Genomic DNA, 22,285 nt, shown 5'->3' with positions numbered 1-22,285 from the left:
GTTAGTTTTAGCTTCCAAATACTTTTTTGAGTAAATCTGTTACCCTTGCTGCCGGATCTTTTCTGATTTTGGTTTCTTCATCTGCAACAAGTAAGAATAAGCCTTTCAAAGCCTTATTAGTAGTATACCTCGTTAAATCAGTATCTACCTTTTTTACCATTGGAAGTTTATTGTAAAGGGTTGTAAGTTCTTTCCACTTTTTGGTTGCTGTGGTGCTGTTGAGAGCTGTTGTAATATGCGGAGCAAAGGCATTGTATAAAGAGGAATTTGTTGTCTTTCTTAAATAACCGGTAGCAGCAGTATCAGGACCTTTTAGAATATTTTTGGCGTCAGTAAGCGTCATTTGTTTAATTGAATTTGCGAAAATAGTCGCAGCTTCCTTTGATGCATCTTCTGCAGCTCTGTTCAGTGTAAGCTCAAATTCATCAACTTTTTTGCCATAACCAAGCTTACGTAATTCTGTTGCTACTTTCTGACAATCTTCTGGAAAAGGAATTTTAACCTTAGGGTTTTTATAAAAACCATCAAGTTTGTTGAGGTTTTGAGAAGCTGTTTTTGATCCGAGTGTCAAAGCTTCTTTGAGTCCATTAATGATTTCCGTTTCTGAAACTGCACTGGTTGAGGTGGGGAGGCTAGTCGGTACTTTTACTTTTACCCCGCCAATATTTATCTGACCAAATGATAAAGTTGAACCGGAAATAAGGAGTATTGAAGCAAAGGTTTTTAAGGAGTTCATATGTTTAGGGTACAGTTCTTGGATTTATTTTTCAAGTTTTATGCCAGAAGCAATTACGCTATTATAAACGAATCTGTTTAATAAAATTTTATGATTCAGAGAAACCTCAGTTCTTTTCGGTTCAATTATTTAACTTTTTTAAAGTTAATATCAGTGGGTAGAGCCATTATCTGGATTATTTTTATCCTGATTGATTGGTAAAGAAGGGGCGTGCGGGTCTTTATTTCTTATAATAATAGACACAACAAGTGAAATAAGAAGACCGATTAGAGTAGTGTAAAAAGCCGTAGTAAATAATTGTTGCCCAGGGGAAAAACCTTTTTTTATGTTTTCGACCTGTTTTGCAATTTCATCAGGTTTTAAGCCACTTTTTTGCATGCTAGCAATGGTCTCTTTTACAAAAAAATCTTCAAGGTTAGGGTTGATCCATTTCGCATAGGCATAAGAAAATAAGCCCCAGGATAGTCCGGCAAAAAATGAAATGATAACACCAGCCATTACGGACTGGCTAAAAGAAATTTTACCATTGTAAATTGATTCTTTTGCTTTTTTCGAACCTAAAAAAATACCAGCACCGAGAATCAAATAAGCTACGATACTAAAAGATAGCGATATTTGATATAAATATTCGTAATACACAACAAGCCAGATACCTGCTGCAGAGCCTGTAATCAGGCCGTATGAAACTCTTTTATCCATACGGCCAAATTAAGGCAAAAAAGCTTATTTCGAAAATTGATTTTGTGATTTGTCAGTTGCTTTTGCCTGCGGTTCTTCTGTTATGCTTATATCATCCAGACCCGCAAGCATTTCTTCCTTAAGGGCTTTGAACTGTTTCATATCTGATTTTTTCACAGGATCACCTTTGATGGTTTTTACTTTTGTGCCATCAATTTGTTTTCCATTTTCCCAAAAGCGGAAACATACGTGTGGTCCGCTTGCCAATCCTGTACTACCAACATAACCTATTACCTGTCCCTGTTTTACTTTTGTCCCAGGCTTCATTCCCTTCGCTATCTTTGACATGTGAAGATATTGTGTCGAATGAGTTTTGTTGTGTTTTATCTTAACATAGTTTCCATTGAACACTGCAAACTTAGCTTCGGTAACAACTCCGTCGGCTACAGACATTATAGGAGTTCCTGTAGGCGCTGCATAATCAGTCCCAAGATGCGCCTTGAACACCTTCTGTACTGGGTGAAATCTTCTTTTGGTGAATTTTGAACTTATTCGGAAAAATTTTAAAGGTGATTTTAAGAATCCACCTTGTTGCAGACTGTTGCCTTCCTCATCATAGAAGGAGTCTTTGCCATTTTTTCCGAAATTAAAAGCATAATATTTTTTATTATCATGTTCGAAACAAACGGAATGGATTCTCTTTACATTCAGAGGTTGTCCTTCCAGGGTTACTTCGTCAAATATAATTTTAAAATTATCACCGTGCTGAATTTTAAAGAAGTCAACTTTTCTTGCGAAAATTTTTGAAAGTTCATATGCTAATACAGCTGGAGCGTTGATTTGCTGGAGAGTTTCATAAAGAGAACTTGTAATCATACCTCCTGCTCTTCTTTCTATAGTGTCAGTAGCTTTCTGGTCTACCAATACTTCTAGCGGTGTAGTTTTAAATACTATAGTTTGTGTAGGATCACCGTAATAAATAAATCCTCTCGCCACAGAGTCTTTTTTGGATCTTAAAACCTCATAGGACTTACCAGCCTGTATTTTACTTACTTTGAATTTATCTTTTGATTCAGTTATCAACTGATTGATCACCTCTTTAGATACGTTATACTTTTGAAGTATTGAAGTGAAATTTTCATTTTTCTTTACCTTATCTTCTATGATAGATAAAGAATCTATATTCATCCCATATTGAATAACCGGAGCAGGAGGGGGAAGTTGTTCAATTGTATCAATCCTTTGCTCTTCTTTAAGCGCTTCAATTTCGTTGTTCGATCTGTTTATTGTTAATAAAAAAAATAAAATCAGAGCCGATGTTATAATTATGGCTGCAAGAATGAAAATTCTTAATTGCTTTTTATGCATACTTTAATGATTTTATAAAAGAAGGATTAATCACTTAAACCTTCGCTTTCTGGAAAAAATTCCAGATTATTCTGAATAAAATTCGGCGTTTATTGCCTGGTGAATTTTTTGGAAAGAAACATTTAATACGGCGTAGATTAAAAAAGGTTTTAGAATTAATCGGTGGTATGTAAAAAAACAAGGAAGGTGTTTATGACCTTCCTTGTTAAAAATTAACATTGTTAACAATTTAATTATTTACTGCCACACTCGCTTTAGATTTTTCAAGAGCTTGTTCTATGTCTTTGATAATATCTTCAATATTCTCAAGGCCAACAGAAACTCTTATTAATCCGGGAAGGATACCTACGGCAAGTCTGTCTTGTTCTGTAAGTTTGGAATGAGTAGTAGAGGCAGGGTGTGTTGTAATAGTTCTAGAATCGCCAAGGTTGGCGCTGTTTGTTGCCATTATACACGAATTAAGGAATTCTCTTCCTCTTTCCAGTCCGCCTTTTATAACAAAAGTAACTATTCCTCCACCTGCTTTCATCTGTTTTTTAGCAAGTGCGTATTGAGGGTGGCTTTTTAGGAAAGGATATTTTACAGTTTCTATTTCCGGATGTTTTTCGAGGTACTCAGCAAGTTTTAACGCATTGTCGCAGTGTCTGTCCATTCTTACGGCAAGTGTTTCCAAACTTTTTGAGAATATCCAGGCATTGAATGGTGATAAAGCTGGTCCTGTATGTCTGCTAAAGAATCTTACTTCTTTGATTAGTTCTTTACTTCCTACAATGATTCCTCCTATTGCTCTTCCTTGTCCGTCTATAAATTTTGTAGCAGAATGGTTGACAATATGAGCTCCCCACTTAAGAGGCTGTTGTAGATAAGGTGTAGCAAAACAGTTGTCAACATTAAGTATGATATTGTGTTTATTCGCAAGTTTGCCTAGCCACTCAAGATCTATAAGATCAAGAGCTGGATTGGAAGGAGTTTCCACCATAATCATTTTGGTGTTTTTTTGTATTAAACCTTCCCAGGTTTCAGGCTTATCAATATCAGCAAACGTATGGGTGATTCCCCATCTTGTGAAGATGTTGGTAAGAATTTGAATGGTAGATCCGAAAACAGACCTGGAAACAAGAATATGATCACCAGATTTTAAAAAAGCAGCCATACTGGTAAATACCGCAGACATTCCGGATGCAAGTGCAAAGCCATCTTCAGCGCCTTCCATCTGGCAGATTTTTTCAATAAATTCACTGTTGTTCGGATTAGAAAAACGTGTATATATATTGCCCGGATATTCGTCTGCAAAGAGTGCACGTGCCTGCTCTGCGTCTTCAAATATAAAACTGGAAGTCATATAAATAGGGGCAGTGTGCTCCCTGTTATAAGATCTTTCCATTTGGTTTCTAATCGCGTTGGTTTCAAAATGATCAAATTGCTGCTCCATTCAATTTAATATTATAGTGATTAATTAAAATTTTCAGACTCTAGATTACATCAAGCGACCAGGTGATTTTGGCCGTTTTTTCAAGGGTTTTTGCTACTGAACAATACTTGTCAAGAGATAATACAATTGCTTTTTCAACTTTGGAAGTGTCAACCGGCCCTTTTACTATGAATTTGATATGGATGTCCTGAAATAAAGAAGGGACTGCATCCGGCTCTCTTTCTCCGTTAATTTCAATTTTGAAATCTGCAACTTCTACTCTTTGTTTTTTCAGAATTGATAAAACATCAATGGCACTGCAACCTCCTAATCCCATTAGGAGTAATTCCATAGGCCTCGCACCAAGGTTTTGTCCTCCAATAGCTGGAGAAGCATCGATGTTTACCTGGTTTCCTTGTTCGTTGGATGCTTCAAAATGGTAAGCATCATTACGTCTGTCTAGTTTAATAAGCATGCTTCAAAATTAAATTATATCCCGATGTTTATCTGTTAAGTGTTCAAAATTATAAATAAAATTTTTCATTTTATAATTATTGCCAAATAAAATTTTGAAAGAGTTGGTTTGCTATATTTTTTTCAAAATTTTATTTTGTTGATAGGCTTTTTTAAAAAATTTTTGCTATTTTTGAATTATACCTTCTTAGAGGGAACTTTTTAAGGAGGGAATTTCTTAAATTTAGAATACAAACCCTGCTCTGCGGAGCTTAACTAATTTTGTAAATGAGCACAGAATTACAAGTAAACAAAGAATTATTAGACAAGATTAATCCTGAAGCTAAAGAGGATATTCTGGAATTACAAACCAAGATTCAGTCATTTAGAAATCTTGAAATGGATCAGGATAAATTCAGAGCTTTCCGTTTGGCAAGAGGTGTATATGGGCAGCGTCAGGAAGGTGTTCAGATGATTCGTATAAAACTTCCTTTCGGAAAAGTTTCCCCTTTACAGTTAGTTAGAATCGCTGATATTTCGGACCGTTATGCAGCTCACAATCTGCATTTGACAACGCGTCAAGATATTCAGATTCACTTTGTAAAGCTGGAAGATTCACCCAAAGTATGGGCAGAACTGGAAGAGGTTGGTGTTACTTTGAGAGAGGCTTGCGGAAATACAGTTCGTAATATTACTGCTTCGTCTGAAGCAGGAATTGATCCGGAAGAGTTGTTTGATGTAACTCCATATGCTCATGCTGCATTTAAGTTTTTCCTGAGAAATCCGGTTTGTCAGGAAATGGGAAGAAAATTTAAGATGTCTTTTTCAAGCAGCGATAAAGATTCTGCATTTGGTTTTATGCACGATCTTGGTTTTGTGCCAAGGGTGAAAACTGAAAACGGGAAAGAAGTCAGAGGCTTTAAAGTATTCTTAGGAGGAGGGCTTGGTGCTCAGCCTTTCCTGGCTCATGTTGCTCATGAATTCTTACCGGAAGATCAGATGATTCCATTTATCGAAACGGTAATAAGGGTATTTGACAGACATGGTGAAAGAAGTAAAAGACATAAAGCTCGTTTGAAATATCTGGTAAACGGTATTGGGTTTGAAGCTTTCATGAAGCTGGTAGAAGGAGAGAAGAAAGCTATAAAATGCAAGTCATTTATTGTTGACAGAGATGCGGTAGAAACTACTATTCCTGGTCCCGAAAGAGCTTATCCGACAACTATTCCTTCTGATCAGCAGAAATATGAAAACTGGTTAAAGACCAATGTTTTCGAACAAAAACAAAAGGGCTTTTATGGTGTGAATGTTAAACAGTTCCTTGGTGATATGCCAACAGATACTGCAAGAGAATTTGCAACAATAGTACAAAAATACGCATCTGATGATATCAGAATTACAGTAAATCAAGGCTGGTTACTAAAATATGTCAGAAAAGAGGCCTTGTCAGGTTTGTTTAATGAGTTGGATAAGCTTGGTCTTGCTGATCCTGGATTTGACAGTACCGTAGATATTACTGCCTGCCCTGGAACAGATACATGTAACCTTGCAATAAGCAGCAGTACAGGGATTTCAGGTGAACTTGAGAGAATGATGAAAGAGGAGTTTCCTGATCTTATCTTCAATAAAAACATCAAGATTAAAATTAGTGGTTGTATGAATGCTTGCGGGCAGCATACAATTGCGAATATAGGTTTTCATGGTATGTCCATTAAAAATGGAAACTATGTATTGCCGGCAATGCAATTGCTTCTAGGTGGTGGAATTGAACCTGATGGATCTGGAAGTATAGCGGATAAAGTTGTAAAGCTACCTACCAAAAGATGCCCTGATGCTGTCAGAGTTATCCTTGCAGATTATGATGAATTTGCATTGGAAGGGGAGTACTTCAATGACTATTACAGAAGACAGGTTGCAGCAGATAAAACTTATTTCTATAAGAAATTAAAACCTCTGGCAGAGTTGTCAACGCTTACGGAGCTTGATTACATTGATTGGGGGCATACTGAAAAATATGTTACTGAAGTTGGTGTTGGTGAATGTGCCGGTGTAATGCTTGACCTGGTAGGTACTCTGATCAATGAAACAGAAGATAAATTGAAGTGGGCTAAAAGAGCTTACGATAAAGGCGCCTATGCTGACAGTATCTATCAGTCATATGTTACTTTTATATGTGGAGCAAAGGCATTGCTTACTTCAGAAGCTGTCAATTGCAATACGCATATTGGTATTGTGAAGGATTTCGATACACACTTTATTGCTAAAGGTACATTGCAAGTAGAAGGAGGTTCATTCGAGAAACTTGTTCTGAAGATGAGTGAACAAGAGCCGACTCAGGAATTTGCTAAGGTATATCTGGCAGAAGTAACAGATTTCCTCACAAAAGTAAGAGCATATAGAGCGCAAAAGTTATTGGTAAACGGATAATACAATATGAAAAGTGCAAGATTAACATTAGTTGGAGCCGGTCCCGGAGATCCGGAGCTGATAACACTAAAGGGAATAAAAGCCCTTTCTGAAGCTGATGTGGTCTTATATGATGCACTTATTCATCCTGAAATCCTTAATCATATTCCTGCAAATACCCCTAGAGTATTTGTAGGAAAAAAGAAAGGTGTATGTCAATTTCCTCAGGAAGACATTAACAAATTGATTGTAGATCATGCTTTAAAATATGGTCATGTTGTGAGATTAAAAGGAGGGGATCCTTTTATATTTGGCCGGGGTCATGAAGAGCTTGTATATGCACAGTCCTTTGATATCCCGACAACTGTAATTCCTGGTATTTCAAGCTCTATTGCAGTACCTGAGTTGCAAGGAATTCCTCTGACAAGAAGAGGCGTTAATGATAGTTTTTGGGTGCTTACAGGTACTACCCGAAATCATGAACTGTCTTCTGATATTGAAATTGCAGCACGGTCCAATGCTACAGTAGTGATCCTGATGGGAATGACAAAACTAAAAGAAATTGTTTCCATCTTTCAGGAGCAAAACAAAGGTGAAATACCTGTGGCTGTTATTCAAAACGGAACCATGCCTGATGAAAAAATCGGTCTCGGTACTATTGATACAATCGTTGATGTAGTTGACGAGTTAAAGTTATCTTCTCCTGCTGTAATTGTGATAGGTAAAGTCGTCGATCTGCATCCGGATTATGTAAATGAATTCATATTTCAGGAAAAAGAAAGGCTTGAGGGGGGAAAAGTGGGAATGAGACCCGAGACCAAAGAATTTTATAGGAAATTGTTTAACTGGTAAGCAAATTAAGATTTGGAAAATCTGAATCATAAAGAATCAAATGACAGGAAAGGGAATCAACTCTTTCCTGTTTTTTTTAAATTGGAACACTTGCAAGTTCTTGTGGTGGGAGGTGGTTTTGTTGGGCTAGAGAAGGTATCTGCGATATATAAAAATTGCCAGGACGCACAGGTTACTTTAGTCGCACCTGAAATAAAAGATGAAATCCGCACATTTGCTCTCGAATTTCCTTTACTTAAGCTAGAGCAAAGAGCATATCAGAAATCAGATCTTGAAGGAAAAGACCTTGTTATAGCTGCTACTTCATTAAGAGATCTTAATAAAGAAGTGCATGATGATGCTAAAGTATTCAGAGTTCTTTGCAATATTGCGGATACACCTGATCTATGTGATTTTTATTTGAGTTCAGTTGTACAGAAAGGTGATCTCAAGATAGCTGTTTCAACGAATGGTAAATCCCCGACATTTGCGAAAAGGATGAGGGAAATGCTGGAAGAAATTTTACCGGACAGCATAGATAAAATACTGGCCAATCTGAATCAGATCAGGGAAAAATTAAGAGGAGATTTTGAGTATAAAGTAAAGAAACTTGACGAGATTACGTCAGTATTGAAAGAAAAGGATAAATTTGATTCGAATAAATAACGTTAACTTAAAATGAAAGAAATATCTGTAACTGAGCTGAAGGAGCTTATTGATAAAGGTGAAAATTTCCAACTAATTGATGTCCGTGAACCAGGTGAGTTTCAGGCTGCGAATTTAGGTGGTGAGCTCATTCCATTAGCGACAATACCTCAGAATGTTGCAAAATTCTCTAAAGATAAAATGGTAGTAGTACATTGCAGAAGCGGCAAAAGAAGCAGTGATGCTATCAGATTTTTGGAAACCAATTTTGGTTTTACCAATCTCTATAACCTTAAAGGTGGAATATTAGCATATAAGGCAGAGATCGATCCAAGTTTAAATCCTTAATTTTGAATGAGGGAAAATTTTTATCGCTTATATCAGTTCAATCACTGGGCTAATAAAAGGTTGGCGGAGGTATTGAAGAATGACTATTGTGAAGAAGGCGCAAGGTTACTAAGTCATATTGTTAATTCAGAATTGATCTGGTATGGGCGAATAAAAAATGAAACTCATCATTCTATTAAACTTTGGCAGGTACATGAGCCTTTTTTACTAAAGGTTTATGCAGTTGAAAGTTCTCTGAATTTTTTCCAGTTAATCGATACTTGTTCGGATGACGAATTTTTTAAAGTCGTACAATACAAGAATACAAAAGGTGAAATTTTTGAAACATGTCTTTTAGATATTTTATTTCATGTTGCCAATCATGGCTCATATCATAGAGGACAAGTAAATAAAGCACTCATAGAGGCAGGGAAGGAGCCTGTGAATGTCGATTACATAACTTTCTCAAGACTGGGTAAAGCGCAAAGCTGAAAGCTCAAAGCATAAGCTTAAAGTGAAGCACACAAGTGTAATAGATAATTAACTCTTTTTTTAGTATAGATTTTCACTTTATGCTTTAGGTCTTAAGCGTATCAAAGTCTAAACCTTAAGAAACCAAATGCAAAAGATAAATTTGGTCCCTTCTGTCTTAAATAAGTAACAATATCTCTTGTTGCAGCTCCCAGCTCCCAAGTTCCATTTTCACCAACAACTATTGTTAGGCCAAAGGGTACGTTTGCTCTGGAGATATAATTGCCACCGGTGTTAATTCCGGTTGACAGTCTTATCCATCTGATTGGCTTGATATCGCCCCCAATTCCTATGTATGGTTTTTCAAAATTGCCGGCTTCTTTGTTTGTAGGCATGATAAAATCAAAACCAATGTGAGCAATTTCAATCAGTCTTATACTAGCGCCTAACCTTAACATTGCTGGAAGTTTGGCCTTTATGTTTTTTTGACCTTCCCATTTTAAAACTCCTGATTTGGCAAGAATATTTGGAGCTTGTGAAAAAATATTATAGTTGTTGGATCCATCAGAAGAGATTGATGCAAGTGTGGTATCTTTTATCGTATATACATTTCCAGTATAGTTGATAGAACCAATATTTGTAAGTGCTGCACCTATAGTTATTCTTTCATTAATGACTACATCTGCTCCAAAATCAAAACCAAACCCGTTTCCTATGGATTGGTAGTTTGTATTGTTTATAGCAGACGGGTTATTTGCAGCACCTACTCCAAAGTCTATATCAAAAGCCGGATTAAAAGCTCCAGCCATAACTATCTTTCCATTTTTAACTTCACAATTTGTGTAGTTAAAACCTTGTAAATATTTTACTCCAACACCAGCTGTGATATACAACAAATCATTACCGAAGACTTTTCTTCCATAGTTTAAATTGTACTCCCTATACCAGTTGTTCTTAATTTTTGATCCATCAAAAAGTGCAGAGAGCTTCATTTGATTGCTCGCAATTCCTTGAGAAATTCCTATTGCTTCGTATTGAGAATATTTGCTGGGATCATTAGCCACCATTTCACCATTACTTAGCATCAACTGATCAAAATAGGCTGAAGTTTTTCCCCTAAACAATAGATCTGCAGTAAGGCCACTGAATTGAGAATACCAGCGCATAGATTCTTTTATCGAAAATGCAAGTCCTCCTAATTTGTCACTTTGTATAGCAAATCCTAATGCCGTCAGATCTACGTTGGCAGCCACACCATTTCCGGCGAATTGCTGTGCTGCTTTTATTTTATCCTGTTGATTAAAGATGTCACTATAATCGGTAAGACTTTTTCCGAAAGTTGTTTTGCTCAACGCATTAGAGTATGCAGAAGCAGCACCTTCCATTAATCCAATTGTTACATGCTTCGTCTCATACTCAGTATGTAAACCTAGATTAGCAGGGTTAATTCCGATTGCTTGGTAATCTGTTACAAATGTTGTGGAAACTCCTCGTCCAGTGGATGTAAATGAACTGTATTCCTGCTGAGCAAATGATTGATTAATTGAAAAAGCTATAAAAAACAGGGGTAAAAGTTTTTTCATACATTAATTAATTTATTCAAAACTAGATTTTAATACAGAAAATTTGTCTGCAAGAAAAGGGATTTTATTACTTCAGAGCTTTGGTGATAGCTTTTTTGATAAAATAATAAAGTCCTATTAGCGAGGAGATTATAAGGAGAAGTGTTATAACTTTACTCATACTTTCCTGTCCGGGAGCATTTATTGCCTGAATTAACTCTCCTGCCTTACTTCCTATGTAGCAGAATAATAGTGTACGGGGAAGCATCCCCGCGGTTCCGAAAATGAGGTATTTTCTGAAATTTGCCCCCAAAACTGACAATAGAAAATTCATTAAGGCAAATGGAATTACCGGAGAAAGTCTGGAAAGGAAAATGATTTTTGATTCTTCATTTTTGAGATTGGATTTAATCACTGCGGTCTTATTGAAGCGCAAAAGCGTCTTCAAGAAGTGGCCATTATCAAGTTTCTGTGCTAAAAAATATCCAAGTACAGATGCAAAGATGTAGGTTGGTATAACTATAAATACAGATTGTATCCCTAAGAAATACCCGGAAACTGTTGCAATAAGTGTGGTATGGCACAATCCTGTTGCCATGCAGAAGCCCAATATTAAGGAAAGCAGACTATATTCTGGGAAAGTAAATGAAGAGATCTGTTCCTGATACCTTATTGCAAGGTAAATAAGGTAAGAATCTGAAATAAAGGGAACAAAGGTGAAATATAAAAGATAAAAGGCAGTTGTCCGGTTGTCTTTAATAAGCTCACGGATTCCTTTTATCATTTCCCTCTTCTTTTTGTTATATTGCAATGTTAAGAAAATTCTATTCGTGAATGAAATGGAGTTTTAAAAAACTAAGTTGGTAACCTTTTATGGGTATAATTAGAATCTTTCAGAAAGAAATAAAAAAGGAAAATGAAATTCGGAACTAAAGCAATTCATGCAGGCGTGGAGCCTGATCCTTCAACTGGAGCAATTATGACTCCTGTATATCAAACCTCTACCTATGTGCAGGCTTCTCCTGGAGACCACAAGGGGTATGAATATTCAAGAACACATAACCCAACAAGAACTGCCCTGCAAAATAGTCTTGCAGCCCTTGAAAACGGAGCACATGGACTTTGTTTTGCATCCGGTATGGCTGCAATAGATACCATCCTGAAATTGCTTAAGCCTGGCGATGAGGTGATTTCCACCAATGATCTATATGGTGGGACTTATAGAATATTTACCAAGGTATTTGCTCATTATGGAATTAAATTCCATTTTATACCGATGGACAATGTGAAGGAGGTTGAAAAATATATTAACTCCAATACAAAGCTTATCTGGATGGAGACTCCAACCAATCCTTTGTTAAATATCATTGATATAAAAGCCATTGCCAATCTTGGAAAGAAACATACAATTATAACGGTTGTAGACAATACTTTTGCCACACCATATCTCCAGCTTCCTCTGGAAATGGGTGTTGATATTGTAATGCATTCTGTGACAAAATATCTGTCAGGACATTCTGATGTTGTAATGGGAGCGATCATTCTGAATGATAAAGAGGTGGCTGCAAGACTTGCTTTTCTTCAGAATGCATGCGGTGCAGTTCCTGGACCTCAGGATTGCTTCTTAGTACTGCGAGGTATTAAAACTTTGCATCTTCGTATGGAAAGACATTGTGACAATGCAGCAAAAATAGCACAGTTTTTGTCTGAACATCCTAAAGTAGATAAAGTCTACTACCCTGGATTAAGTTCTCATCCTAATCATGCTGTGGCTCAAAGGCAAATGAAAGGTTTCGGTGGTATGCTTTCCTTTACATTGAAAGGTGACAAGATTGAGGATGCAAAAAGGTTCCTTGAAAGAGCTAAATTATTTTCTCTTGCAGAATCTTTAGGTGGAGTAGAATCCTTATGTGGGCACCCTGCAACAATGACACATGCCAGTATTCCTAAGGAAGAAAGAGAAAAAGCAGGATTAAAAGACAGTCTCATAAGACTTAGTGTTGGAGTTGAAGATGTAGAAGATCTAATCGAAGATCTTGGAAAAGCCATTGGATAATAAAGGTTGAGGAAAATTACAACTTTACACAAGCTTGATCGTTTGTATTGCAGAAATAAAAAACTAAACACTTAACTTTTAATAATTTAAATTAAAAACACAATGGAAAAAGATAATTTGTATTACAGTCAGGGGAAAAGCGTTTCGACAATGAGTCAATCCTTTATGGCTAATGTCTTTATCTGGATGTCTGCAGGTCTTGTTATGACTGCTGCAATTTCATTTCTTTTTGCTCATAATGCATCTTTATTATCGTTGCTAATCAATGAAAGAGGATGGTCGATCTTTGGCTACATCGTTTTGTTTGCTCCAATTGGCTTTGTTTTATTAATGAATTTTGCCTTTGAGAAATTGTCTTATGGAATGCTGGTATTATTATTTATGACATATTCAGCATTGATGGGAATGTCTTTGAGTGTAATATTTCTGGTTTATACAGCTGGATCTATTTATTCGATATTCTTTGTTACTGCAGGTATGTTTGCTGTTACTGCCATCTATGGATATACGACAAAAACTGATTTAACAAGAATTGGTAACTTGTTAATGATGGCTCTTTTCGGAATTATCATTGCAAGTGTTATAAATATGTTCCTTCAAAGTGATACACTTTCTTATATCATGAGTATTGTGAGTGTTGTCGTGTTTACAGGTCTTACTGCTTACAATGTTCAAAGTATGAAAGATATTTATAATGACGGTAGTGAAAGAGCTGGTAAACTTGCTATTATTGGTGCAATGTCGCTTTACATTAACTTCATTAATCTTTTCCTTGCCCTTTTAAGATTGTTCGGAAATAGAAGAGACTAATCTTACAAAACTACCTAAATAGGATGCAAAAGTCTGCTGCAAAGCAGACTTTTGCTTTTTATATTGCTTTCATTATTCATCCTTATTAGTCACAAAAAAAAATACTGCCATGTCGCAACAGTTTCTGGAGTTGAATCAATTATGTGTTGAAGTCAATGGTAGATTTATTTTGAAAGATATTTCATTCAAGCTTGAAAAAGGAACATCTATGGCTATCGTAGGACCTTCAGGCAGCGGAAAGACAATATTGGGAAAAGTACTAGCGAATAGAATTGCCCCTACTTCAGGTGTAATTAATTTTTCGTTTCCTTCAGAATTTAAAAGTGTTTTTATTTCCCAGCAGCATGATTTCAGAGATTCTTCAGAGAGGAGTTATTACCAACAAAGATTCGACAGCAATTATGGCCAGGAGTTTCCTCTTGTTGAAGAAGAGTTGCTAAAAGCTTCCTCCGGACTCCCTCAAATAGAAATAGAAAATATAGCAAAGCGGTTACGAATAGATTATCTTCTCAAAAGACGATTGATTGAATTATCCAATGGTGAAGGCAAGCGGTTGCAGATTGCAAGAGCACTATTGCAAAAGCCCGAGTTGATTATATTCGATAGTCCTTTCATCGGATTGGATGCTGAGACAAGAAAGGTATTACATAACATTATCAATGAGCTTACGACCATAGGGATCACTGTAGTGGTGATTACAACTTATGATGAGATTCCAGAACAGATAAATCATGTGTTGAAACTCAAGGAGGGAAAGGTAGATCAAATACTTTCACTAGAAGTATTTATCGGTCTAAATAAAGAAGAAGAGGTGCAACAAAAGTCAGAAACATTTATTCTTCATGATTCGGAACTTTATAGTCAGCTGTATTGGAATGAGCAGGATGAGTTCAGCGTGGCAGTGGAAATGAATAATGTCAGTGTTAAATATGGGGATAAGGTTATTCTGGATCACATAAACTGGAAGGTTAATAAAGGAGAATGTTGGGCTTTGCTTGGCCATAATGGTTCCGGAAAGTCTACTTTACTTAGTCTTATTAATGGCGACAATCCTCAGGCTTATGGAAATGACATATGGCTTTTTGATAAGAAAAAGGGTAGTGGTGAAAGCATTTGGGAATTAAAAGCGAAAATCGGCTATATTTCTCCTGAGCTTCATATTTTTTTTCAGCGAAATAAAAGTTTTACAGAAGCTTTATTTGTCAATTCAGCAGCACAAAGCCTCGCTGCCGAGGCTTCTTCTGGAGGAATTACGGTTTTTGATTCCATAGCTTCAGGTTTTAATGATCAAGTAGGGTCTTCAGGGAAAATTTCTTCATGGCAAACCAAACAGGTTAATCTTTGGATAGAAATTTTAAAGCTGTCGCAATACAGAACTATGAGATTGTCTCAATTGTCATTGGGGATCCAGCGGCTGGTCCTTTTAGGAAGAGCTTTGGTGAAAAATCCACAGCTTCTGATTTTAGATGAACCTTGTCAGGGACTCGATAAATTACAGGTTGAGCAGTTCGTATCTGTGGTAAATGAAATTTGCACTACATTTAATAAGACTTTGATTTATGTGTCCCATTATAATGAAGACATTCCATCTTGTGTAAAAAACTATCTTGTATTGGAGAATGGCAAAGTGAAACAGACTGTTAAAGATTGATTAATCTTAATGTTTCCTGAAATTGCTGGGAATTATTTATATAATAATTTTCTACGTTCTATCCTGTCATATGTTCTTACTTCTAGAATGTAAAGAGCTTGGGCAATGTCTGAAGGGAGTGGGAGTAGGCTAGTACCTGCATCAACTTGTTTAGTTTCAGACCAGATAATTTTACCACTCAAATCAATTATAGAAAGGTTTAGCAGGTCTGAATAGCCCAATTCTATGTTGAGCTGAGGACCTGATTCAGTATATGAAATTTTAGATAAACCAGCATTGGCAGAATTAACGGAAGAAAATGTGTGATTAAGATAGGTAGTTGTTCCGTCCACATCTGTCTGAAATAATTGAAACTCATAAAATCCATCGTGTTCGGGTGTCCAGTTGATTTCATAATTAGAACCAGTATTTTGTGAGTATGATTTTACTCTTGCTATTTCAATGAATCCAGAGGCTTTATTATGATTTTTAGCTTTGATTATAAATTCTTTATTGTTTTGCTCTGTTACAGTCTTCCATTGAAGATTAATATCGCCTGTTTGTGTATCATAAGATGCTTTAAAATTTAACAAAGAGACTGGCAAGGGAGTACAGTTACCTGGGTACCATCTGATATCAAAGGGGCCATAATAGGCTTTATCTCCATCCATCGCGAGAAAGTATCTTGAGCCAGGAGTTAGATTTGTAAATTTGTATGTATAGTTATTAGGATTGTCAATTGTTTTGCATCCTACACTTGTTAATGATCCTCCACAGCTACCTTTTAAAATTCCTGTTTGTACCCGTGTAAAGCTTTGGATATTTATGCTATCATTTGCACAAGAGGCCACCCAGGTAAACCATGCAGTATTTTCGGTATAGCCACTGCCACAAACTGATGAGCCCCAAATATCACCTTGTGAAGGCAATGTAGATCCATATCCTTTATTTGTGCCGCTCACATATGCCCCTGAAATTGCTGTATTGATAAGGTCTATAGCTCCAGAGCAATCATCGTTTGAAGGAGTGGGGGTCGTATTATTCGTTCCAAAGGTTAGGCTCCAGCTTGTAATCTGATTGGATACTGCAATAAAGTTATTGATTCCGGCTAATAATCTCCAGCTACCATTGGGTGATGAACCATCATTGACTGAATTTAAACTGGCCATTGGCAAGAATGGCGTGGCAGGGGGAGTAGTGGTCGCTGTCCAGAATCTTATTTCTTGATTTGAAGGATTCATGTTTAATGTAATCGTGCCTGTTAAGGAGCTAGAACCACTAATTCCATTGATTAGTGAAACAATCCTACCATTAGGCGAAACTAAAAAAAGCTCGAGTTTTGTGAACTGTGAAGTTTTAAACGCTATTTCAACTTGTTCCAAACCAAATGGAGTACCATCAATATTGGACAGTCCAGTTACATTAATAGAATTTGAGAGAAAGGTCAGATTGGTATTACTGGCAGGAATAGTTACGGTAGAAGTATTAGCAAATGTCTGGCCATTCACAATCATCGGAGAAATGAAAAACAAAAGGAGCGAAATGTATCTTATGACAGTCATTGTAGTGGAGTTTTTAGACCTGTTCATTCATAGAGCACCCTAATTTAGGGTAAAGAAATTGTTAAAAATAATTTATTTTTCCGTTACTTTTTGGTTGTCAAAATGTATAGACTCTTCTTATGAAGAGAATGTTGTATGCGGATTTAAAAAAATATTAAATTCATACCTTGATTCATCAAGGAGGGATTTAAAATAAAGTTTTTATGAATATTAGTTACAGGAAATTTGAAGCAGCAGACAGAGCTCAGGTTGTGTCCATGATTCAGGATTTTTATAATGATGATCCTGCAGGAAAAAGTAAAACCGAAGACCAGATATATAAATCCTTTGAGGCTTTTGAAAAACATCCGGATTACGGATCAATAACTATAATCAATGATGGTGACAAAATCGTAGGCTATTGTATCATAGTTAATTTCTATAGCAATGAATATGGTGGATTGATCCTGAATATTGATGAGCTTTATATTATCTCGGAGTATAGAGGGAAAGGGATTTCAACAGATTTTGTGAGATATCTGAAGGAAAGAAAAGATCTAGAATTTGTAGCAATGGAGTTAGAGGTATTGCCTTATAATGCCAGGGCATTGAAATTATATGAGAAGCTTGGTTTTGTTAAGTCAGACAGATCATATCTGATGCTTAAAAAGCCTAAAGCTTAAGACGTCAAGCTTAAAGTAAAATATAAAGGCGACTGATTTCGGCCGCCTTTCTTTGTTATATACTATTACTAAATTTAATTAATATGCATTGGTAGCGAAGTTTAATATCTAAAATAACTCCCTAGATGATTTAATAACAAGTACTAGTTTTTCCATTGAGTATGGAAATATTTGTCAGGGGTATCGATTCTTTGATATGTGTGAGCACCAAAATAATCTCTCTGAGCCTGGATCAGGTTTGCTCCTGAATTCAATGTCTTCAGGCCTAGGTAATAATTGAGCGCAGAAGATAGGACAGGTAAAGCAATATCATTGGATAGTCCTATCGTCACTATTTGTGAAAAATCTTTTTGTGCATCAATTAATTCCTTCATAAATGAAGGAGCTAGAACGATGGAATCTTCTTTAAGAAAAGTGGTAGCAATTTGTTCCATTAATTCTGAACGGATTATACACCCATTGGTCCAGATACGTGCAATTTCAGATAGGTTGAGATTCCATTTGTATTGAGCAGATGCCTCTTTTAATAAATGAAATCCTGTTTCATGATTTATTATTCTTGCAGCTTTGTACGCATTTTTTATTTTATCTGAAAGAGAGTCTTTCAAATTATGAGCTGTTGGAGAATGACTGTTATAACTTGAGCTGATTTTTTGTCTGTATGATTTAAAAGAAGAGAGGGCTCTGGCCATTACAGCTTCTGATACAGTTGAAAAGGGAACGCCAAGATCCATGGCAGCTGTGGTTGACCATCCTCCGGTCCCTTTCTGTGCTGCCTTATCCAGTATTTTATCTAAAAGTAAATCCCCGTCTTCTTTTTTTCTCAATATATCAATTGTGATTTCGAGAAGATAACTATTCAAGCCTTCATGTTGCCATTGAGAAAATAAATCTGCAATTTTTTCAGCAGAAGAAAGTGAATAATAGCGAAGGAGAAAATAGACCTCTGTCAGAATCTGCATCTCGGCATATTCAATACCATTATGAACCATCTTAACAAAATGTCCTGCGCCTTCTCCTCCGATATATGTTACACATGACTTTCCTTGTTTATCTTTGGCTGCAATAAGTTTAAGGTAACTGCTGATTTTCTCATATGCATCCTTATCACCTCCAGGCATTATTGAAGGTCCATTGCGGGCACCTTCTTCACCCCCGGAAATACCAGTTCCGACGAAATGAATACCTACCTCATTAAGCTGTTTTGTTCTCTTGTTGGTATCTTTATAAAATGAGTTACCACCGTCAATAATGATATCGCCTCTGTCAAGCACAGGTAATAGTTGCTCTAATTGCTGATCAACTGCATAGCCAGCTTGTATCATCAATAAAATTTTTCTTGGCTTTTCAAGAGATGTAACAAAAGCCTTAAGATCATCAAAGCCATTCATGGCACCTTTAACGCTTTGTTCCTTCACGAAATTAACAGCGATGTTTTCTTCAGAACCGGTTACATGTCTATTAAATACTGAAACTTTAATTCCTTTTTCGGACAGATTTAAAGCAAGGCTTTTGCCCATAACTCCGAGTCCAACAACTCCAAATTGTGCTAATGAATTCATGCTTTCAATTTCTTTAAAATTTCCTGAACGATCAAATCTGGAGTTGATGATACATCAATAAGAATACCGTATTGAGGTCTTTCGAGTAAACCAAATTGAGTGTTCAATAAAGACGATGGCATGTAATGTCCTTCTCTGCAATCCAATCGCTTCTTAATGATATCCATATTGCCATCAAGGCATATCCAAGTTATTGGTGTTTGTTTTGATAATAGTATTTGCCTGTAATCTTCTTTTAATGCAGAACAGGCTAATACAGCTCCTCCGGTCAATTCCCATTTTGCAAGGTTTTCGGAGAGAGTAGTAAGCCATGGCAGACGGTCCTCATCTGTAAGAGGTACTCCCTTTGACATTTTATTTATGTTGTTCTCGGGATGAAAATCATCACCATCAAAAAATGGCAGGTTGAAATGCGATGAGAGCAACTTTCCAATAGTTGTTTTTCCGCATCCTGAAACACCCATTATTATATAAATCATTCTGAAAGTTAATGAAAATAATAAAATTTGGACACAGTTTAGAATGGAATAGAATAGTTTAAGATAAGTCAGGAAACAAGGAATTATGAATGAATTTTAAAATCTTTATTCTTTATTTATTGTTGATACATAAAGCGTAACGCAGTAAATTTAGGTATGAGTAAAGAGCCCAAGAAACCGGAAAAAATATTTTATGTATGTACTGGCAGTAAGTGTAAAAAAAAGGGAGGGAAGCTGATCCAGAAAAGTCTTAAAGCATTAATCAAAGAAAATAAATTAAGAGGTTTAGCTGTGATAAAGACAGGTTGTACAGATAGATGTAAATTAGGTCCCGTGGTTTGTGTACAGCCGGAAAATTCCTGGCACTTTTTTATGGATGTGCAAAAAGCGGCAGGATTGTTAGAGGAGATTCAGATTCCTGAAGAGGAAAAAAATAAGGAGTAACTTTTCAGTTGCTCCTTATTTTTATGTTTTTTTTCAAAAAACTATTCGTGAGTATATTTAATATCAGGAATCTTTTTATCGATCATATAAGTTCCAACTCCTTCTTCTCCTATAACCTCAAATAGCTCCAGAGCCCTTCTAAAAATGAACTCTTCTTCTATTTGTTCCTTTAGGAACCATTGCATAAAATTGGCAGTAGTATAATCTTTTACTTTATAACACACGTCAACCACCCTGTTTAATGCCTGGGTATTTGCAATTTCTTGTTCCAGCCCCCCTATAAATACAGATTTTAATGATTCGAAATCTTGAGGTATCCCTGTTATTTCCGGAGAGAAGGCTTTTCCTCCAACATCGTTCACATATTTAAAGATCTTAAGCATATGCTCTCTTTCTTCTCCGGATTGTTTGTAGAAAAATTCTGAGCTATATAAAAACCCATGCTGATCACACCAGGAGGCCATCGCAAGGTATAATGCAGAAGCTTTTGCTTCTAATTTTATTTGCTCGTTGAGGATGTTTTCAATTTCCTCAGTAAGGGATGTTTTTTGTCTGACTATATCTCTCATGTTCTCTACTTTGCTTTTACAGAGGTTATGATTTTACAAAACTGGGTAAATAGATAATAGTTTACCCTAGGTGTCAAGGTAAATCAATCTTTTATAAAAACAAAATATGAGATAAAAAAATTAAACCGTAACGCGATAAAGTCTTTCAAAAAGTATGCTGTTCAACTCCATCATCACCTTAGCTCCGTTTAGTAACTCTTTAAACTGAATGACTTCCATAGGGCTAAGAATGAATACTCGATTGCTCCCACAAGGACAAATAATTTCAATATCGGATGAAGCATCCGGATTTGAAAGCATTCTTTCAAGGTCAATCTGATTGATGCGCTTACGCAGAGAAAAGAAACATGGAAATTTAAAAGAAGAGATTTGGCCTGCAAATTCAAGAAGAAAATTACCTTCCTTATCGCATTGATAAACAGTACCCTGTGCTGTTGCAAAAATTTCTTTTAAATGTGTTTGTGTTGCTTCCATTTGTCTACTATACAAAGATACTTATTTAATTAGACTTGTTCCAAATAATTAATTAGAATTTTTCTAAATAGTTTTTATGTTTTTTAAATTGATGTAAATTGTTGATTTATAGTTTGTATGAAATGAAAAGGCTCCGGAGTTGCCGGAGCCTTAATGTTCTCAAACAAAAATTATGTCTAATTATTCTCAAGGATTTGGAATAATTCGTCAAGTTTTGGAGACAATATGATTTCTGTTCTTCTGTTTTTTTGTCTTGCTTCTGCAGTTTTGCCTTCAGCTACAGGTGAAAATTCAGATCTTCCTGAAGCTACAATTCTTCTTGGATTGATTCCTGAAGTACCTAAAATACGGGCAATTTCCGTAGCTCTTAACACACTCAGATCCCAGTTGTCTTTCATGCCGCCAGTGCCTTTAGAAACGGGTACATCATCTGTATGACCTTCCACCAAAATGTTAATGTCATTTTGATCTTTCAATGCATCAGCCAGCTTTTTCAATGCTTCTACACCTTTTTTATCTACATCGGTGCTACCTGATTTGAATAAAAGCTGTTCACTAAGTGAAACATACACTTTTCCGTTTTTCACATTTACAGATAAGTCACTTTCTTTAAAAGAAAGTAAAGCTTTACTTACCTTATTTTTCAGATCTGTTACAGCTTTGTCTTTTTCTGCCATTACTCTTTCAAGCTCTTTTACTTTAGCTTCTCTCTCTTGCAGATTAGCTTGAAGTTCATTTACTTTTTTCTCAGCGTCAAAAAGATCTTTTTCTCTTTTTGAAAGGTCTTTGCTCATTCTGTCTATATCTGAAGAGCTTTGTGACTGAAGTCTGTCATGATTTCTTAACAGTTGTTCGTAGGTATCATTCAGATTTTTATAATTCCGTTGAGTTTTCCTTAAAACGATACCTGTTTGGGTTGAATCATCTATTAGTCTTCTTCTTTCTTTTGAAAGGCTATCAATGTCCAGTGAATATTTTGAATTCATTGCTTGAGCAGTTTTAAGCAATGCATCACATTCCGATTTCTCGGCTTCCAGGGCAGACTTCCTAACGTTTAGATCATCAAATTTCTTTTTCGTAACACAAGAAAATGCTGTGCATGTAATAAGGATTCCGATAATTTGTTTTTTCATATGGTATTCTGGTGTT

Annotated in this window: 23 protein-coding genes; 10 read left to right on the top strand and 13 right to left on the bottom strand. The window is 36.0% G+C overall.

The window, feature by feature from the left end:
* Nucleotides 1–7: 7 nt before the first annotated feature.
* The 5 genes from J7604_RS12820 to J7604_RS12800 all read right to left on the bottom strand — a co-directional run bounded on the left by J7604_RS12820 (nt 8) and on the right by J7604_RS12800 (nt 4,668).
* Nucleotides 8–736 (bottom strand): DUF4197 domain-containing protein, encoded by a 729-nt coding sequence (locus tag J7604_RS12820; RefSeq protein ID WP_293896616.1) that lies wholly within the window; start codon nt 734–736, stop codon nt 8–10.
* Nucleotides 737–886: 150 nt separating this feature from the next.
* Entirely contained in the window at nt 887–1,435 is a 549-nt protein-coding gene (locus J7604_RS12815; RefSeq protein ID WP_293896613.1) for a DUF4199 domain-containing protein, read from the bottom strand.
* A gap of 24 nt (nt 1,436–1,459) precedes the next feature.
* The gene (locus tag J7604_RS12810) at nt 1,460–2,782 is read right to left on the bottom strand and encodes a peptidoglycan DD-metalloendopeptidase family protein (RefSeq protein WP_293896610.1); all 1,323 of its coding nucleotides are present in this window, start codon (nt 2,780–2,782) and stop codon (nt 1,460–1,462) included.
* A 229-nt stretch (nt 2,783–3,011) separates the two neighbouring features.
* A complete protein-coding gene (locus tag J7604_RS12805) occupies nt 3,012–4,214 on the bottom strand; it encodes an aminotransferase class I/II-fold pyridoxal phosphate-dependent enzyme (RefSeq protein WP_293896607.1) in 1,203 nt (400 codons plus the stop codon).
* A gap of 40 nt (nt 4,215–4,254) precedes the next feature.
* Nucleotides 4,255–4,668 (bottom strand): OsmC family protein, encoded by a 414-nt coding sequence (locus J7604_RS12800; protein WP_293896604.1) that lies wholly within the window; start codon nt 4,666–4,668, stop codon nt 4,255–4,257.
* A gap of 266 nt (nt 4,669–4,934) precedes the next feature.
* On the opposite strand from J7604_RS12800, the gene J7604_RS12795 reads away from it, so the two are divergent.
* Genes J7604_RS12795 through J7604_RS12775 form a run of 5 tightly spaced genes read left to right on the top strand, consistent with a single transcriptional unit; the run spans nt 4,935 to nt 9,347 of the window.
* Nucleotides 4,935–7,073: a nitrite reductase gene (locus tag J7604_RS12795; RefSeq protein WP_293896601.1), complete on the top strand. Its 2,139-nt coding sequence runs from the start codon at nt 4,935–4,937 to the stop codon at nt 7,071–7,073.
* 6 nt (nt 7,074–7,079) lie between these two features.
* Nucleotides 7,080–7,904, top strand: a complete 825-nt coding sequence (cobA, locus tag J7604_RS12790; protein WP_293896598.1) for a uroporphyrinogen-III C-methyltransferase — start codon at nt 7,080–7,082, stop codon at nt 7,902–7,904.
* 21 nt (nt 7,905–7,925) lie between these two features.
* Nucleotides 7,926–8,549: a bifunctional precorrin-2 dehydrogenase/sirohydrochlorin ferrochelatase gene (locus J7604_RS12785; RefSeq protein WP_293896798.1), complete on the top strand. Its 624-nt coding sequence runs from the start codon at nt 7,926–7,928 to the stop codon at nt 8,547–8,549.
* Nucleotides 8,550–8,561: 12 nt separating this feature from the next.
* On the top strand, nt 8,562–8,876 hold the full coding sequence (locus J7604_RS12780) for a rhodanese-like domain-containing protein (protein ID WP_293896594.1): 315 nt from the start codon (nt 8,562–8,564) through the stop codon (nt 8,874–8,876).
* A 6-nt stretch (nt 8,877–8,882) separates the two neighbouring features.
* Nucleotides 8,883–9,347: a DinB family protein gene (locus J7604_RS12775; protein ID WP_293896591.1), complete on the top strand. Its 465-nt coding sequence runs from the start codon at nt 8,883–8,885 to the stop codon at nt 9,345–9,347.
* Between the two features lie 101 nt (nt 9,348–9,448).
* Here the strand turns inward: J7604_RS12775 and J7604_RS12770 are convergent, their stop codons facing one another.
* Together J7604_RS12770 and J7604_RS12765 are read right to left on the bottom strand one after the other, a co-directional pair.
* Nucleotides 9,449–10,909 carry a DUF5723 family protein gene (locus tag J7604_RS12770; protein WP_293896588.1) on the bottom strand — a complete coding sequence of 487 codons (1,461 nt, stop codon included), beginning with the start codon at nt 10,907–10,909 and terminating at the stop codon, nt 9,449–9,451.
* 67 nt (nt 10,910–10,976) lie between these two features.
* Nucleotides 10,977–11,672 (bottom strand): VTT domain-containing protein, encoded by a 696-nt coding sequence (locus tag J7604_RS12765; protein WP_293896585.1) that lies wholly within the window; start codon nt 11,670–11,672, stop codon nt 10,977–10,979.
* Nucleotides 11,673–11,804: 132 nt separating this feature from the next.
* Here J7604_RS12765 and J7604_RS12760 point away from each other — a divergent pair, with 132 nt between their 5' ends.
* The 3 genes from J7604_RS12760 to J7604_RS12750 all read left to right on the top strand — a co-directional run bounded on the left by J7604_RS12760 (nt 11,805) and on the right by J7604_RS12750 (nt 15,405).
* On the top strand, nt 11,805–12,944 hold the full coding sequence (locus J7604_RS12760) for a cystathionine gamma-synthase (RefSeq protein WP_293896582.1): 1,140 nt from the start codon (nt 11,805–11,807) through the stop codon (nt 12,942–12,944).
* 102 nt (nt 12,945–13,046) lie between these two features.
* Nucleotides 13,047–13,754, top strand: a complete 708-nt coding sequence (locus J7604_RS12755) for a Bax inhibitor-1/YccA family protein (RefSeq protein ID WP_293896579.1) — start codon at nt 13,047–13,049, stop codon at nt 13,752–13,754.
* Between the two features lie 109 nt (nt 13,755–13,863).
* A complete protein-coding gene (locus J7604_RS12750; protein ID WP_293896576.1) occupies nt 13,864–15,405 on the top strand; it encodes an ATP-binding cassette domain-containing protein in 1,542 nt (513 codons plus the stop codon).
* Nucleotides 15,406–15,437: 32 nt separating this feature from the next.
* Here the strand turns inward: J7604_RS12750 and J7604_RS12745 are convergent, their stop codons facing one another.
* A complete protein-coding gene (locus tag J7604_RS12745) occupies nt 15,438–16,946 on the bottom strand; it encodes a hypothetical protein (protein ID WP_293896573.1) in 1,509 nt (502 codons plus the stop codon).
* Between the two features lie 203 nt (nt 16,947–17,149).
* Here J7604_RS12745 and J7604_RS12740 point away from each other — a divergent pair, with 203 nt between their 5' ends.
* Entirely contained in the window at nt 17,150–17,608 is a 459-nt protein-coding gene (locus J7604_RS12740) for a GNAT family N-acetyltransferase (protein ID WP_293896570.1), read from the top strand.
* Between the two features lie 143 nt (nt 17,609–17,751).
* Here the strand turns inward: J7604_RS12740 and gndA are convergent, their stop codons facing one another.
* Nucleotides 17,752–19,170, bottom strand: a complete 1,419-nt coding sequence (gene gndA / locus J7604_RS12735) for an NADP-dependent phosphogluconate dehydrogenase (protein ID WP_293896567.1) — start codon at nt 19,168–19,170, stop codon at nt 17,752–17,754.
* Entirely contained in the window at nt 19,167–19,649 is a 483-nt protein-coding gene (locus tag J7604_RS12730; RefSeq protein ID WP_293896564.1) for a gluconokinase, read from the bottom strand. Before J7604_RS12730 ends, gndA begins: the two co-directional genes overlap by 4 nt.
* Nucleotides 19,650–19,805: 156 nt before the next feature.
* Between J7604_RS12730 and J7604_RS12725 the strand changes: the two genes are divergently transcribed.
* Nucleotides 19,806–20,093 carry a (2Fe-2S) ferredoxin domain-containing protein gene (locus J7604_RS12725; RefSeq protein WP_293896561.1) on the top strand — a complete coding sequence of 96 codons (288 nt, stop codon included), beginning with the start codon at nt 19,806–19,808 and terminating at the stop codon, nt 20,091–20,093.
* A 41-nt stretch (nt 20,094–20,134) separates the two neighbouring features.
* Here the strand turns inward: J7604_RS12725 and J7604_RS12720 are convergent, their stop codons facing one another.
* The 3 genes from J7604_RS12720 to J7604_RS12710 form a co-directional block, all read right to left on the bottom strand.
* Nucleotides 20,135–20,662, bottom strand: a complete 528-nt coding sequence (locus J7604_RS12720) for a ferritin (protein ID WP_293896559.1) — start codon at nt 20,660–20,662, stop codon at nt 20,135–20,137.
* Between the two features lie 120 nt (nt 20,663–20,782).
* A complete protein-coding gene (locus tag J7604_RS12715) occupies nt 20,783–21,136 on the bottom strand; it encodes a hypothetical protein (RefSeq protein WP_293896556.1) in 354 nt (117 codons plus the stop codon).
* 176 nt (nt 21,137–21,312) lie between these two features.
* Nucleotides 21,313–22,269 (bottom strand): OmpA family protein, encoded by a 957-nt coding sequence (locus J7604_RS12710; protein ID WP_293896553.1) that lies wholly within the window; start codon nt 22,267–22,269, stop codon nt 21,313–21,315.
* Between the last annotated feature and the right edge of the window lie 16 nt (nt 22,270–22,285).

Source organism: Sporocytophaga sp. (genome assembly GCF_017745095.1).
Classification (GTDB): Bacteria; Bacteroidota; Bacteroidia; order Cytophagales; family Cytophagaceae; genus Sporocytophaga.
The sequence above is the reverse complement of the archived record's forward strand: the minus strand, read 5'-3'. Positions and strand labels throughout refer to the sequence as shown.

Bases quoted from the DNA above. Each gene is read 5' to 3' on its own strand.
- J7604_RS12820 (WP_293896616.1), bottom strand. From the start codon at position 736: ATGAACTCCTTAAAAACCTTTGCTTCAATACTCCTTATTTCCGGTTCA.
- J7604_RS12815 (WP_293896613.1), bottom strand. From the start codon at position 1,435: ATGGATAAAAGAGTTTCATACGGCCTGATTACAGGCTCTGCAGCAGGT.
- J7604_RS12810 (WP_293896610.1), bottom strand. From the start codon at position 2,782: ATGCATAAAAAGCAATTAAGAATTTTCATTCTTGCAGCCATAATTATA.
- J7604_RS12805 (WP_293896607.1), bottom strand. From the start codon at position 4,214: ATGGAGCAGCAATTTGATCATTTTGAAACCAACGCGATTAGAAACCAA.
- J7604_RS12800 (WP_293896604.1), bottom strand. From the start codon at position 4,668: ATGCTTATTAAACTAGACAGACGTAATGATGCTTACCATTTTGAAGCA.
- J7604_RS12795 (WP_293896601.1), top strand. From the start codon at position 4,935: ATGAGCACAGAATTACAAGTAAACAAAGAATTATTAGACAAGATTAAT.
- cobA (WP_293896598.1), top strand. From the start codon at position 7,080: ATGAAAAGTGCAAGATTAACATTAGTTGGAGCCGGTCCCGGAGATCCG.
- J7604_RS12780 (WP_293896594.1), top strand. From the start codon at position 8,562: ATGAAAGAAATATCTGTAACTGAGCTGAAGGAGCTTATTGATAAAGGT.
- J7604_RS12775 (WP_293896591.1), top strand. From the start codon at position 8,883: ATGAGGGAAAATTTTTATCGCTTATATCAGTTCAATCACTGGGCTAAT.
- J7604_RS12770 (WP_293896588.1), bottom strand. From the start codon at position 10,909: ATGAAAAAACTTTTACCCCTGTTTTTTATAGCTTTTTCAATTAATCAA.
- J7604_RS12765 (WP_293896585.1), bottom strand. From the start codon at position 11,672: ATGATAAAAGGAATCCGTGAGCTTATTAAAGACAACCGGACAACTGCC.
- J7604_RS12760 (WP_293896582.1), top strand. From the start codon at position 11,805: ATGAAATTCGGAACTAAAGCAATTCATGCAGGCGTGGAGCCTGATCCT.
- J7604_RS12755 (WP_293896579.1), top strand. From the start codon at position 13,047: ATGGAAAAAGATAATTTGTATTACAGTCAGGGGAAAAGCGTTTCGACA.
- J7604_RS12750 (WP_293896576.1), top strand. From the start codon at position 13,864: ATGTCGCAACAGTTTCTGGAGTTGAATCAATTATGTGTTGAAGTCAAT.
- J7604_RS12745 (WP_293896573.1), bottom strand. From the start codon at position 16,946: ATGACTGTCATAAGATACATTTCGCTCCTTTTGTTTTTCATTTCTCCG.
- J7604_RS12740 (WP_293896570.1), top strand. From the start codon at position 17,150: ATGAATATTAGTTACAGGAAATTTGAAGCAGCAGACAGAGCTCAGGTT.
- gndA (WP_293896567.1), bottom strand. From the start codon at position 19,170: ATGAATTCATTAGCACAATTTGGAGTTGTTGGACTCGGAGTTATGGGC.
- J7604_RS12730 (WP_293896564.1), bottom strand. From the start codon at position 19,649: ATGATTTATATAATAATGGGTGTTTCAGGATGCGGAAAAACAACTATT.
- J7604_RS12725 (WP_293896561.1), top strand. From the start codon at position 19,806: ATGAGTAAAGAGCCCAAGAAACCGGAAAAAATATTTTATGTATGTACT.
- J7604_RS12720 (WP_293896559.1), bottom strand. From the start codon at position 20,662: ATGAGAGATATAGTCAGACAAAAAACATCCCTTACTGAGGAAATTGAA.
- J7604_RS12715 (WP_293896556.1), bottom strand. From the start codon at position 21,136: ATGGAAGCAACACAAACACATTTAAAAGAAATTTTTGCAACAGCACAG.
- J7604_RS12710 (WP_293896553.1), bottom strand. From the start codon at position 22,269: ATGAAAAAACAAATTATCGGAATCCTTATTACATGCACAGCATTTTCT.